This window comes from Mesorhizobium sp. M1A.F.Ca.ET.072.01.1.1, assembly GCF_004023325.1.
GTDB lineage: Bacteria > Pseudomonadota > Alphaproteobacteria > Rhizobiales > Rhizobiaceae > Mesorhizobium.
The window spans coordinates 1-756 of the sequence record NZ_RZSF01000679.1 but is presented as its reverse complement, the minus strand read 5'-3'; the positions used below and the strand labels follow the sequence as shown (position 1 = coordinate 756).

Sequence of the window (756 nt, the reverse complement as noted above, 5' to 3'; positions counted from 1 at the left end):
GAGCCAGAAGAAGGTTTTGGAAAGACCGTCGAAGGATACGGACGAGAGCGCCAGCAGCAGGAACGCCGTGCCGCTTGCCGGCAGCGACGAGGCGGAAAGCAGCTTCGCACCGGGCCAGCCGAGGTGGAGCCGGCCTTTCTCGCGCTGCAAAGGCGCGAAGCGGACGACCATGGAGAAGAAGACGGTCAGGAATTCGCCGCGCCGACTCCAGTCTTCGTAGCCGAAGACGCATATGGCGGCGAAGCTGAGCAGCCAGTAGATGCCGGCGGCGAAGGCCAGGCGCGACGGATCGTCGGGCGCGGGATCGATGAGCTCGAACCAGGCGAAGCCGAAGAACAGGACGAACGCCGGCCAGTAGCCGAGCCATTTGGGAAGGCGCGATGGGTCGGCTTCGTCAGTGCGAAGGCTGAAGACGCGAGATGCAACACGCCAGGGGCCGTACCACGGGTTGAGCCAGGACCAGAGATCGCCGAGTGCGCCCTGCAGCAGCGTGAAACCGGCCCAGAGCAGTGTCCAGATCACCAGAGGCAAGGGGTTGGAGAGTGGATCACGGCTGCCGAACAGGCCGGTGGCGATGAGAAGCACGAAGCCGGCAAGGGAAAGCAGGCTGAGGACGGTGCGCGGGTGATCGCTGACAGTGAACAACGAGAGGCGCCGGCGCCAGAAGCGGTCAAGAGCGGCGGGCGGCAGCAGCGCCAGCGTCAGAAAGCTGAAAGCCACCGCAAGCGCGCCACCAGCGATGTAGTAGCCCGTGGG

At 65.3% G+C, this 756-nt stretch carries 1 pseudogene; it reads right to left on the bottom strand.

Annotation, left to right across the window (positions count from 1 at the left end):
- Positions 1-756 (bottom strand): annotated as a pseudogene (locus tag EOA32_RS37510) (hypothetical protein); the annotation flags it as partial.